This window comes from Prevotella sp. C0209C1 (assembly GCF_056583855.1).
This window is the reverse complement of the sequence record NZ_JBWPJP010000081.1, coordinates 1-557: the sequence shown is the minus strand read 5'-3', so window position 1 is coordinate 557 and position 557 is coordinate 1. Positions and strand designations below refer to the sequence as shown.

At 38.4% G+C, this 557-nt stretch carries 1 protein-coding gene; it reads right to left on the bottom strand.

Going from position 1 to position 557, the window contains the following annotated elements:
• A partial coding sequence (locus tag AC1DCD_RS10285) for a transposase (protein WP_480349375.1) occupies nt 1-557 on the bottom strand: 557 nt, incomplete at both ends.

Genomic DNA, 557 nt, shown 5'->3' with positions numbered 1-557 from the left:
TGTCTATCTGCCTTAAGAGCTTTCTTACGATTCTTGGGATGATTACGAAAACGTTGGGAACGGTAAATTCCTTTCAGCGTACGCGTATAACTCTGTCGTAGAGGAAGACTCTTGTCATGAACTATCTTCAGAACGTTTTTGATTATCTTTTTATGCAACTTCGCATCTGTAGGATAGGTTATATTCTTCTCCTGCACGGTAGAATCAATGAAAGCCGTATCAAAATGATCTTCGTTATCATGGTCGGTATTAACGCGGATACTCTCTGCTAATATTAATTCCATACCTTTTTCACCGATACGATTTCTAAAGTGAACTAACTCGGAAGCGTCACAGGGTTGTTTGGGCATAAATTCAAGTCCACCACAGAAGTATTGGTAGTAAGCATTCTCACTCCATTGAAAAACAACCATTTCATCTGACACATTACGCAAATGTTTTAAGATTAAAAGACCACACATCAGGCGAATAGGATGAGCCGGGCGACCATTAGTATTGCAATACAATGGAGAAAAAGCATTTTCAAAACACTCCCAATTAATCTTATTACTAAGTTG